The organism is Neisseria sp., from assembly GCF_030523955.1.
Lineage (GTDB): Bacteria > Pseudomonadota > Gammaproteobacteria > Burkholderiales > Neisseriaceae > Neisseria.
The window spans coordinates 1-11,109 of the sequence record NZ_JAUNHL010000080.1; the positions used below are offsets into that span (position 1 = coordinate 1).

The following is an 11,109-nucleotide window of genomic DNA, read 5'->3' on the forward strand; positions in this document are numbered from 1 at the left end:
TCGCGATTCGCGAAGGTGGTCGTACCGTAGGTGCCGGCGTAGTATCTTCCATCATCGCTTAATTGAAGGATATTGATAAATGGCAAACCAAAAAATCCGTATCCGCCTCAAAGCGTATGATTACAGCCTGATTGATCGTTCCGCTCAGGAAATCGTTGAAACCGCCAAGCGTACCGGTGCCGTTGTTAAAGGCCCGATTCCGCTGCCGACCAAAATCGAGCGTTTCAACATCCTGCGTTCGCCGCACGTGAACAAAACCTCGCGCGAGCAATTGGAGATCCGTACCCACCTGCGTCTGATGGACATCGTGGATTGGACCGACAAAACGACCGATGCTTTGATGAAACTCGACCTGCCTGCAGGTGTAGACGTGGAAATCAAAGTACAGTAATCAGGTAAGCATGAACCTGAGGCAAACCCCCGAACCGCTCGGCGATTCGGGGGTTTTCTCTAGGGGCTGTTGACAATTGACCGGTGAAGCGGTTTTTTGAGGCAAAAACCGCGTATGCCAGGCAAAAAGCACAGCAAGGTTATACAACCCTTGCGACGCTTGGTTTGACCATTCAAGCGCAAAAAACTAATTTTTAGACAGGCATTTTTAGAATGATGCCTGTCTGAAAAGTATCTAATCCGTTTCTCGCTCGAAGGTCATAGCAAAGCCCATGCCGCCGCCTACGCACAGCGTAGCCAGCCCTTTTTTAGCCCGGCGGCGTTGCATCTCATGTAGCAGGCTGACCACGATGCGGCAGCCGGATGCGCCGATCGGATGGCCCAGAGCGATGGCGCCGCCGTTGACGTTGGTTTTATCTTCAGGCAGGCTCAATTCGCGGCTCACACCGATTGCTTGGGCGGCGAAAGCCTCGTTGGCTTCGATTAAGTCGAGGTCGGCCACTTGCCAGCCGGCTTTCTGTAAAGCTTTTTGGCTGGCGGGAACAGGGCCCAGCCCCATGATTTCGGGGGAGATACCGGCGGCGGCATAGGATTTTACCGAGGCCAGCGGCGTAAGGCCGAACTCGCGGGCTTTCTCTTCGCTCATCATCAAAACGGCGGCGGCGCCATCATTGATGCCGGAAGCATTGGCGGCGGTGACGCTGCCGTCTTTTTTAAAAGCCGGTGCTAGTTTGGCGATGGATGCGGCATCGGCATTGTGGCGGATGTATTCGTCGCGTTCAATGATGAGCGGTTCGCCTTTGCGTTGCCGGATGGATACCGGGCTGATTTCGTTTATAAACTTATCGGCACGGTCGGCGGCGGAGGCGCGTTGCTGGGAACGTAAAGCGAAGGCATCTTGTTCTTCGCGGCTGATAGCAAGCTTTTCCGCAACATTCTCGGCGGTGATGCCCATGTGGTAGTGCTGATAGGCATCGGTAAGGCCGTCGGCCACCATGCTGTCGACCAGATTTTGATTACCGGATTTCAAGCCCTTGCGCATGCCGCTGAGAGTGTGCGGGGCTTGTGACATATTTTCCTGCCCGCCGGCGATCACGATGTCGGCATCGCCGCAGGCAATGGCTTGCGCCGCCAGTTGCAAAGCATAGAGGCCGGATCCGCAAACCACGTTAACGGTGGCGGCGGGTACTTCCACCGGAATACCGGCGCCGATGGCGGCTTGGCGGGCGGGGTTTTGGCCGAGCGCGGCGGTGAGCACGTTGCCCATAATCACTTCGTCTACGGCGTCGGCGGAAATGCCGCTTTCTTTCAGTAAGGATTGGATCACGACGCTGCCCAATTGAGGAGCGCTGACGGTGCTCAGGCTGCCAAGGAAGCTGCCGATCGGTGTTCTTTTAGCGGCGACAATTACGGCTTTTTTCATGTTTTTCCTCTTCTTTCTTTATCAATTGGAGCAGGTCAAGTAAGGAGTTTCTTCATTAAGAAAACGGCAAAAGATCTCGGCGGATGGGGTGAGGCTGCGGTTTTTCCTGCGGTAAATAAAAAATTTCCGCTCGATGACCGGCCCGGTTATTTTGCGCATAATTAAGCCGTTGCGGCGCACCATATCAGCCGCATAGGGCAGGCAGAGGGTGAGGCCGAGATCGTTGCGGGTAAGCCCGATGGCGGTGGAGAGGAAATTAACCGAATAACGGGGGTGGCGGATATGTTCAGCTACCGTTTCGGGCAGAGCCTCGGCGAGCCGGTCGGTAAACGGGCCGTTCAGGGTAATCAGGGTTTCTTGCTGCAAATCTTGCCAGCTCACGCTGGCTTGTTGTTCGAGCGGGTGATCGGCGGGCAAGGCAACATAAAAAGGTAATGCGAATAACAAATTGGATTCGATATCCGGGGGTAGGGTGCGTTCGGGGCCCATGCCGAAATCGACATCGGCGTTATTGACTTGATCGAGTACTTGCTCAACCGAGCAATCGACCAAGTGCAGGCGGATATCGGGATAATGCTGTTGGAACCGGGTAATCAAATCGGGAATCACCGAAGCGGCCAACTGCTGGGAGACAGCAAAGCGAACCTGTCCGCTATGACCGTTGTGTATATTTTGCGCCTCGACAGCCAGCGCGTGGATATCGTTTAAAACACGCTGGGCGGAAGGCAGTAACCGACGGCCGGCATCGGTCAGGTGTAATTGGCGGGTGGTGCGGTCAAACAGGCGCATCGCCAATTGATTTTCCAACTCCTTAATCAAACCGCTGAGCGCCGATTGGGTGAGGTGCAGCTGTAGGGCTGCTTGGCTGAAACTGCCGTGTTCCGCCACCGTAATAAATGCACGTAGCTGGCGTATGCTTAGATTCATTAGTTTTTCCGATAAATAATTTATAAAAAACTGTTTGTCTTAATAATAAATCGTAAATTATGATGTTTGTCAAGCATCCGCAAAAGCGGATACAGGAAAATACACCATCAATACATAGCGTTTGTGCAAACATGATTTCAGACAGGCATCGTTTCATCACGGCCAATACGCCGCAATATATGCTTTGATGCTTTGAGGCTTGCCTGAAAACGCTTTCAGACAGGCCTTGTTTGCAAGAGAGAATAAAATAAAAGACAGGAGAAATTTATGCATACCGATTTGTTCGACAACCCCATGGGTCTGTGCGGTTTCGAGTTTGTGGAATTCGCTTCGCCCGAGCCGGATGTTTTAGAGCCTTTGTTTGAAAAAATGGGCTTCTCATTGGTGGCGCGCCACCGCTCGAAAGATGTGCTGCTCTACCGCCAGGGCGAAATTAATTTCATCGTGAACCGCGAGCCGAAAAGCGAAGCGGCTTATTTTGCCGCCGAGCACGGCTCTTGCGCCTGCGGCATGGCTTTTCGCGTGCGCGATGCGCATCAGGCTTACCAGCGCGCGCTGCAATTGGGCGCGAAACCCATCGACATCCCCACTTCGGTGATGGAGCTGCGCCTGCCCGCCATCAAAGGTATCGGCGGCGCGCCGCTCTATCTGATCGACCGCTTTGAAGAAGGCAGATCGATTTACGACATCGATTTCGAGTTTCTGCCCGACGTGGAACGCAAACCTTTCGGTTACGGCCTGAAAATCGTCGACCACCTCACCCACAACGTTTACCGCGGCCGCATGGATTATTGGGCCAAGTTCTACGAAAAACTGTTTAATTTCCAAGAAATCCGCTATTTCGACATCAAAGGCGAATACACCGGCCTCACCAGCCGCGCGATGACCGCACCCGACGGTTTAATCCGCATTCCGCTCAACGAAGAGGCCAAGCAGGGCGGCGGCCAGATTGAAGAATACCTGATGCAGTTCGGCGGCGAAGGCATCCAGCACATCGCGCTGTTGAGCGACGATTTGCCCGCCACCATCGACCAATTGCGCGCGGCCGGCATTCCGCTGATGACCGCTCCGAAAGACACTTATTACGAAATGCTCGAAGAGCGCTTGCCCGGCCACGGCGAACCGGTGGCCGAATTGCAATCGCGCGGCATTCTGCTGGACGGCACCACCGAAGGCGGCCAGCCGCGCCTGCTTTTACAAATTTTTTCCGAAACCCTGTTGGGGCCGGTGTTTTTCGAATTTATCCAGCGCAAGGGCGACTACCGCGAGGGCTTCGGCGAAGGCAATTTCAAGGCTTTGTTCGAATCGCTGGAGCGCGACCAAATCCGCCGCGGGGCGTTGGAAGTGTGAAACGGAATCTTTCAGACGGCCTTGTCTTTCTTAAGCAGGCCGTCTGAAACAACATAAAAACAAAAAAGGCCGTCTGAACAATCAAGCCGGATTCAGTCGATATCAAAAGCCCCGCCATGCCGGCACCGGCAATAAGTTAATGAAAAAGAGTGGAGGAGAAATGAGCAACCAGCCTTTATTGTCAGATATTATCGACGAGCGCCCTTTGGGCCGCCGCCAATATCTGATCCTGATTTTATGCGGTATCCTGATGATTTTGGACGGTTTTGACGTGCAATCGGTAAGCTATGCCGCACCGGCGATTTTGGAGCAATGGCAGATTGAGAAAACCGAATTGGGCACGGTATTCGGTGCCGGCTTGTTCGGCTTGCTGGTCGGCTCACTGGCGTTCAGTTATGCTTCCGATAAATTCGGCCGCCGCCCGGTTTTGCTATGGGCCACTTTATTTTTTGCTGTGTGTATGACGGCCACCGCATTTGCGCAAAACGTTACCCAGTTGGTGATTCTGCGTTTTATCACCGGCTTGGGCTTGGGCGCGATTATGCCCAATGCCATGGCTTTGTGCGGCGAAATTACGCCCAAACGCCAGCGTATTTCGGTGATGATGCTGATTTCCTGCGGCTTTACCGTAGGCGCCATGATCGGCGGCTTTATCGCGGCGCTTCTAATCCCGCGTTTCGGTTGGCAGTCGGTGTTTTTGGTGGGCGGCATTATGCCGGCGGTGCTGTTGGCGTTTTTATACCGCTATATGCCCGAATCACTGCAATACACGGCGTTGAAACAACCCGACAGCCCGAAAATCCGCCAGTCGCTCAATGAGTTTTACCCCGGCGAAACCTTGCCGGAACAATTCAAAACCCTACAGCCGCAAAGCGGAATGCCGGTAAAAGCATTGTTTGAGCACGGCCGCCACAAATTCACCCTTACCATCTGGGTCATCAGCCTGATGAATATGATTGCGCTATATTTCCTGTCGAGCTGGATGCCCACCTTGGCCAAACTTACCGGCATGACCTTGGAAACCGCCGTTTTGCTGGGGGCGACCTTGCAACTGGGCGGTACTTTCGGCACGATATTGATGGGGCGGATGATTGATAAACAAGGATTTTTCCGTATTTTGATGCCCTGTTTTACGGTAGCCGCCGTTTCGATTGCTCTGTTGGGCAGCACAGTGCACTCAATCGGCTTGTTCTTTGCCGTGGTGTTCGTTATCGGTTTTGCCGTTATCGGCGGGCAACCTGCCATCAACGCCATGGCCGCCAACTACTATCCCACTGAGTTCCGAACCACCGGTGTGGGCTGGAGCTTGGGCGTGGGGCGTATCGGCTCGGTTATCGGCCCGGTGCTGGGCGGCTGGCTGGTTCAGGCAGGCAATATGACACCGCAGCAGCTGTTTTATATTGTTGCCGTACCCTCGGTTGTGATTATTGCCGTACTGTGCCTGCAAAAAACCTGGGGCTTACTAGCCAAAGCCCAGTAGTTAAACTTGAAGAGAGGAGAAAATCATGTCGATTACCCAAGGCGTACACCATGTGGCCTACCGCTGCAAAGATGCCAAAGAAACCGTTGAATGGTATCAAAAGCATCTGGATGCCGGTTTTGTATTGGCGATTGCCGAAGACAAAGTGCCCTCAACCGGCGAGCCTGATCCTTATATGCACATTTTTCTGGACATCGGCGGCGGCAATATTCTGGCTTTTTTCGAATTGCCCACCCAACCGGAAATGGGGCGCGACCCGAATACGCCGCTGTGGACGCAGCATCTGGCTTTGAAAGTGGACGGCATGGAAACGCTGCTGCAAACCAAAGAGCGGCTGATTGCCGGCGGCGTGGACGTGCTCGGCCCCGTTAACCACACACTGTTTCACTCGATTTATTTCTTCGACCCCAACGGCCACCGCCTCGAATTGGCCTGCGACGTTACCACGCCGAAAATGAGCCGTGCGCTGGATAAGGTGAAATGGGAAATGCTCAACGAATGGGCCGAAACCAAACGCGCCCCGCAGCATGCCCGCTGGATACACGACGGCACCGAGCCGCCGGAAGTGTAAAAACGTTTTCACCTTAACCGATTGTGTTCAGACAGGCGTTCAGGCCGTCTGAAAACCTAACAAAATAAACAAACAGGATTCAATATGAAATTAGCCACATTGAAACAAGGCGGGCGCGACGGCCGTTTGGCGGTGGTGAGCCGCGATTTGAGCCGTTATGCGCTGCCCGAAATTTTCACCCTGCAAGAGGCTTTGGACGATTGGGATCAGGCTCAAGGCCGTCTGAAAGCCTTATACGACGAATTGAACGCCGATGGCGGCAAAGGCGAACCGTTTGATCCCGGGCAATGCCATTCGCCGCTGCCGCGCGCCTACCAATGGGCGGACGGTTCGGCCTATCTGAACCATGTGGAATTGGTGCGCAAGGCGCGCCATTCCGAAGTGCCCGCTTCGTTTTACCACGACCCCCTGATGTATCAGGGCGGCTCCGACAGCTTTATCGGCCCGCGCGACGAGATTTTCGCCCAACCCGAATGGGGCATTGATTTTGAAGCCGAAGTGGCGGTGGTGAGCGGCGATTTGAAACAGGGCGCCACGCCCGAGGAGGCGGCCCAAGCCATCCGTTTGGTGATGCTGGTGAACGACGTTTCGCTGCGCGGCCTGATTCCCGACGAATTGGCCAAAGGCTTCGGCTTTTTCCAAAGTAAACCGGCCAGCGCCTTCAGCCCGGTGGCGGTAACGCCCGACGAATTGGGTGGTGCCTGGCAGGACGCCAAAGTACACCTGCCGCTGCGCGTTACCTTAAACGGCAATTTGTTCGGCTACCCCAACGCCGGCCAAGACATGACCTTCAACTTCGGCCAACTGCTCGCCCACGTCACCAAAACCCGCGATGCGGAAGCCGGCACCATCGTCGGCTCGGGCACCGTTTCCAACAAGCAAAACGACCTCTATGGCTCGTCGGTGGAACACGGCGGCGTGGGCTACTGCTGTTTGGCCGAAGTACGGATGTACGAAACCATCGAGGGCGGCAAGCCGCAAACGCCGTTTATGGATCACGGCGACGTGGTGGAGGTGGAAATGCTCGATGCGGAAGGCAACAATATTTTCGGCACCATCATCAACCGCGTGAACACGCAGTATTGAATGTTATGGCGATGCCTGTCTGAAAATTTTTTCAGACAGGCATCGGGGAGGCTATCAGGCAAGGTTGTGGCGATTTTCAAGTTGATTGGCTAAAGATGGGGTATGCCTGTCTGAAAAATATTTGCTTTCAGGCAGGCATTCAACAACAGTATTTTCTCCGACATATAAATAACGATAAGATTCGAAGGGCGCGGCGGTTTTGAGGTCTGCGCCAAACTCAGGCAAGGCGGCTTGCCAAGTTGGCCGGCAGAAAACGTTTGTGGTCCAACGATATAGCGGATTAACTTAACTTTCGCTACAGCGTTGCTGCGCCTTGCCGTACTACTTGTACTGTCTTCGGCTTGCTGCCTTGTATCGAAGTAATTAAATCCGCTATAGATGCAAAGGATGAGGAAAATGAGCGAACCTTTAACCATAACCACCATGCGCCCGCGCGAGGCGCTGTTAACCGCACTCTTAATTGTGGCGGTGATGGGCATCACCATGATCGGTTTCGGCTGGGTTCCGCATATTTCGATTGTTCTGGTAATGAGCGGCCTATTTGCCTACGGCAGGTTTAAGGGTGTGGATTTCGACAGCATGAAAAAAAGCATGGCCGAAGGCGTGGTGTCGGGCATCGGCGCGATTTATCTGTTTTTCTATATCGGCCTCTTGGTGGCGGCGCTGATGATGTCGGGCGCGATTCCCACCCTGATGTATTACGGTTTCGACCTGATTTCGCCGCATTTTTTCTATATTTCGGCGTTTGTGCTCTGCTCGGTTATCGGCATTTCGCTGGGCAGCGGTTTCACCACCTGCGCCACCGCCGGCGTGGCCTTTTTGGGCATGGCCGAAGCGTTTGACGCCAACCCCGCCATCGTGGCCGGCGCAGTGGTTTCGGGCGCGCTCTTCGGCGACAAAATGTCGCCCCTCTCCGACACCACCACCATCGCCGCCTCGATTGTGGGCGTGGATCTGTTCGACCACATCCGCAACATGATGTTCACCACCATTCCCGCCTGGATATTGACCGCCGTTTTTCTGTGGCTGCTCACCGGCAACGTGGCTGATGCCGATTTGTCGAACATCGCCGCCATGCAGCAGCAACTGGTGGCCAGCGGCCTCGTGCACGGCTATGCCCTGTTGCCGTTTGCGGTGCTGATTGTGCTGGCGGTGCGCAAAGTCAACGCCATCTACACCATCATCACCACCATTTTCACCGCCATCGCCGTTACCTATATCCACAGCAGCCCCACGCTGGGGCAACTGGGCGGCTGGTTTTTCAGCGGCTACAAACCGGCCGAAGGGCTGGATTTGGGCACCGTGGGCAAACTGGTGTCGCGCGGCGGCATGGAAAGCATGTTTTTCAGCCAAACCATCGTCATTCTCGCCTTGAGTTTGGGCGGCCTGCTGCAAGGTTTGGGCGTGCTGCCCGCCTTGCTTGCCGGCGTTACCCACCTGCTCACCGGCGTGGGCCGCGCCACCGCTGCGGCTGCCGCCACCGCCTTCGGCATCAATTTTTTAATCGGCGAACAATATTTGAGCCTGCTGCTCACCGGCAACACTTTCAAGCCGCTGTATGAGCGCCTGAACCTGCACCCGCGCAACCTTGCCCGCACCATCGAAGATTCGGGCACGGTGATTAATCCGCTGGTGCCGTGGGGCGTGTACGGCGTGTTTCTCGCCGGCATCCTCGGCGTGCCGGTGGTGGATTATGTGCCCTATGCCTTCTTCTGCTATTTAAGCCTGATCCTCACCCTGATTTACGGCTTCACCGGCTTTACCATCAGCCGGCTGCCGCAGGAGTAAAAATCTTAATTGAAGCGTACGGAATCGGTTAATGGACTGTCTGAAAAGCGTTTTCTTTCGGACGGCCTGATCAGAGCATAATAAAAAGGAACCATCATGAAACTGTATTCTTATTTCCGCAGCTCCGCCTCTTACCGGGTGCGGATTGCATTGAATCTGAAAAAAATACCCCACGAAACGGATTTCGTGCATCTGCTGAAAAACGGCGGCCAACAGCGCGGCGCGGCGTATGCGGCTTTAAACCCGCAAAAACTGGTGCCCGCGCTGGCCACGGAAGAAGGCGTGTTCACCCAGTCGCTCGCCATCATCGAATACCTCGAAGAAACCCATCCCGAAACACCGCTGCTGCCGGCCACCACCGCCGAACGCGCCCGCGTGCGCGCCATTGCGCAGCTGATGGCCTGCGACATCCACCCGCTCAACAACCTGCGCGTGCTGCAATACCTGCAAAACCACCTGCAAGCCGACGAAGCCGCAAAAAACGCCTGGTATACCCATTGGATCAGCGAAGGCTTCGACGCATTGGAACAACTCTTGCAATCGCCGCAAACCGGCCGCTTCTGCCACGGCGACACCCCCACGCTGGCCGACTGCTGCTTAGTGCCGCAAGTGTATAACGCCCAACGGTTCAAGGTGGATTTGGGCGCCTATCCCGAAATCAGCCGCATCAACGCCGAATGTATGCGCCTGCCCGAATTTGCCGCCGCCGCACCGGAAAACCAGCCGGACGCAGCCTAATCATGCGATATGCCTGTCTGAAAAATTTTCAGACAGGCATACGCGATTTTTCTGTGTGACCGGGCAATAAAAAACAATCAAGACGGCTGGCAAAAAACAACAGATAAAACAAGCGTATCAAGCTAAGCAGATAAATGACACCGCTGGAGTAGACATATGTTTATACCCAAATCAGGCGAGCACTATGCATTTCACACCATGGTGAAGCCGACAGGTTCGCAATGCAATATCGATTGTGGCTATTGTTTTTACCTGCATAAGCAAATCCTGCTGGATCAACCGGCCTCGCCGCGCATGAGCGATACCGTGCTGAAGGCGCATATCAGGCAGTATATTGAGGCGCAAACCGTCGGTGAAGTGGTGTTTACCTGGCAGGGCGGCGAGCCGACTCTGGCCGGTTTGGATTTTTACCGCCGGGCCGTGGCTTTGCAGCAGCAATATGCCAAACCGGGCCAGAGCATTCTTAATGATATCCAAACTAACGGATTATTGTTGAATGATGAATGGTGTGCATTTTTTAAAGAACACGGCTTTTTGGTCGGCTTGTCGATAGACGGGCCGCCGCAGTTGCATAACCGGCTGCGCCAAACCAAAAACGGCAAACCCACTTATCCGTATGTGGAACGCGCCGTTGGCCTGTTGCATCGTTACGGCATTCCGTTTAACGCGTTGTGTGTGGTCAACCGCATCAATGCCGCACAACCTTTGGCCGTATACCGTTTCCTGCGGGACACGGTCAGGCCGCGCATGATTCAGTTTCTCGCAGCCGTCGAACCGGTGAATTTCAAGCAGCAGGCGCCGCAGCATCGTGGCGGCCGCTATCTTCCGATCAGGCAGGTAGTTTTGCATACAGATAATCCGCACAGGCATCTGGTCACCGACTGGACGGTGTCTGCACGGCAATGGGGTAATTTTTTGGCGGCGGTATGGCAAGAATGGCTGAAGCATGATTTCGGCCGCGTGTTTGTCGATCAGTTTGAAAATACCTTATCGCAGGCTTTGGGCTACGGTGCACAAAAATGTACGACGGCGCCGATATGCGGCAAAGCGCTGGCTATCGAGCATAATGGTGATTTATACGCTTGCGACCATTTCGTTTATCCGCAATATCAATTGGGCAACATCTTGCACGAGCATCAAGGCAGCTTGGCATTCGGCCAGAGGCAGGAACAATTTGCCTATGCCAAACAAACCTTGCTGCCGCGTTATTGCCAAACTTGCGACCACCTGCAATGGTGTTGGGGAGAATGCCCGAAAAACCGCTTTGTTCTCAGTCCGGAAGGAGAGCCGGGCTTGAATTATTTGGCGTAAGGGACAAAATGGGTGCTAAAAATCCTTGAAAGCCTTATCCTGAAA

The 11,109-nt window shown here is 54.4% G+C and carries 10 protein-coding genes; 8 read left to right on the plus strand and 2 right to left on the minus strand.

Translation table 11 applies throughout. From position 1 onward, the window contains the following. Positions 1 to 79: 79 nt before the first annotated feature. Positions 80 to 391, plus strand: a complete 312-nt coding sequence (gene rpsJ / locus Q4C79_RS12240; protein ID WP_002642322.1) for a 30S ribosomal protein S10 — start codon at positions 80 to 82, stop codon at positions 389 to 391. Positions 392 to 625: 234 nt separating this feature from the next. Here rpsJ and Q4C79_RS12245 read toward each other — a convergent pair whose 3' ends face one another. Both Q4C79_RS12245 and Q4C79_RS12250 read right to left on the minus strand, forming a co-directional pair. Further along, positions 626 to 1,813, minus strand: coding sequence for an acetyl-CoA C-acetyltransferase (locus Q4C79_RS12245; protein WP_303091303.1), 1,188 nt, complete (start codon positions 1,811 to 1,813; stop codon positions 626 to 628). Positions 1,814 to 1,834: 21 nt separating this feature from the next. Then, entirely contained in the window at positions 1,835 to 2,740 is a 906-nt protein-coding gene (locus Q4C79_RS12250; RefSeq protein ID WP_303091304.1) for a LysR family transcriptional regulator, read from the minus strand. A gap of 267 nt (positions 2,741 to 3,007) precedes the next feature. Between Q4C79_RS12250 and hppD the strand changes: the two genes are divergently transcribed. The 7 genes from hppD to Q4C79_RS12285 all read left to right on the plus strand — a co-directional run bounded on the left by hppD (position 3,008) and on the right by Q4C79_RS12285 (position 11,064). After that, positions 3,008 to 4,090: a 4-hydroxyphenylpyruvate dioxygenase gene (gene hppD / locus Q4C79_RS12255; RefSeq protein ID WP_303091305.1), complete on the plus strand. Its 1,083-nt coding sequence runs from the start codon at positions 3,008 to 3,010 to the stop codon at positions 4,088 to 4,090. Positions 4,091 to 4,250: 160 nt separating this feature from the next. Continuing rightward, positions 4,251 to 5,570: an MFS transporter gene (locus Q4C79_RS12260; RefSeq protein WP_303091306.1), complete on the plus strand. Its 1,320-nt coding sequence runs from the start codon at positions 4,251 to 4,253 to the stop codon at positions 5,568 to 5,570. Positions 5,571 to 5,595: 25 nt separating this feature from the next. Further along, positions 5,596 to 6,141 (plus strand): VOC family protein, encoded by a 546-nt coding sequence (locus Q4C79_RS12265; RefSeq protein ID WP_303091307.1) that lies wholly within the window; start codon positions 5,596 to 5,598, stop codon positions 6,139 to 6,141. A gap of 84 nt (positions 6,142 to 6,225) precedes the next feature. After that, positions 6,226 to 7,227 carry a fumarylacetoacetate hydrolase family protein gene (locus Q4C79_RS12270; protein WP_303091308.1) on the plus strand — a complete coding sequence of 334 codons (1,002 nt, stop codon included), beginning with the start codon at positions 6,226 to 6,228 and terminating at the stop codon, positions 7,225 to 7,227. Between the two features lie 396 nt (positions 7,228 to 7,623). Next, positions 7,624 to 9,015, plus strand: coding sequence for a Na+/H+ antiporter NhaC (gene nhaC / locus Q4C79_RS12275; RefSeq protein WP_303091309.1), 1,392 nt, complete (start codon positions 7,624 to 7,626; stop codon positions 9,013 to 9,015). A gap of 96 nt (positions 9,016 to 9,111) precedes the next feature. Beyond that, the gene (gene maiA / locus Q4C79_RS12280) at positions 9,112 to 9,753 is read left to right on the plus strand and encodes a maleylacetoacetate isomerase (protein WP_303091310.1); all 642 of its coding nucleotides are present in this window, start codon (positions 9,112 to 9,114) and stop codon (positions 9,751 to 9,753) included. Positions 9,754 to 9,909: 156 nt separating this feature from the next. Then, positions 9,910 to 11,064 (plus strand): anaerobic sulfatase maturase, encoded by a 1,155-nt coding sequence (locus tag Q4C79_RS12285; RefSeq protein WP_303091311.1) that lies wholly within the window; start codon positions 9,910 to 9,912, stop codon positions 11,062 to 11,064. The last annotated feature ends 45 nt before the right edge of the window (positions 11,065 to 11,109 follow it).